Raw genomic sequence first — 413 nt, 5'->3', positions numbered from 1 at the left:
GGATAAGAATTTTGCAGACGACCTCAACGTCGTCGCCAACGTTTTTTTATCACACAACCCAACCTTATGGCCCACTATTTTCTCTCAACTTTCGACGCAACCTGAAATCTTTGAAGACGAAGATGAAGACGAATATGGGTTGCAGGACGTCCTGGATTGTAGCGGTGGCGATCTCGGAAATAACGAGCTGGCACAGGCATTTTTACAAGTTCTACGCGGCGAAGGATTTATTCACCTCGTTGACTGGAAAGGTGAAGATGAAGAAGGCGAACTGGCTAATTTTGCCGCAGATCGCTTTTATGAACTCACAAAAAACCTGACGGATTCTGAGGAATTAAGAAATCTTCTTGTCGAAATAACCCAAGAGGATGAAATCTCCGATGTCTGTGAAGCCGGGGACCGTTACCTTGACG

General features: G+C 45.5%; 1 protein-coding gene. It reads left to right on the top strand.

What is annotated here, in order from left to right; translation table 11 throughout:
• The coding region (locus C1J00_RS48765; protein ID WP_102914289.1) for a cytoplasmic protein at window positions 1-413 on the top strand (413 nt) is incomplete at both ends.

The sequence above is a fragment of the Streptomyces cahuitamycinicus genome (assembly GCF_002891435.1).
In the GTDB taxonomy this organism is placed as follows: domain Bacteria; phylum Actinomycetota; class Actinomycetes; order Streptomycetales; family Streptomycetaceae; genus Streptomyces; species Streptomyces cahuitamycinicus.
This window is presented reverse-complemented; position numbering and strand designations above follow the sequence as displayed.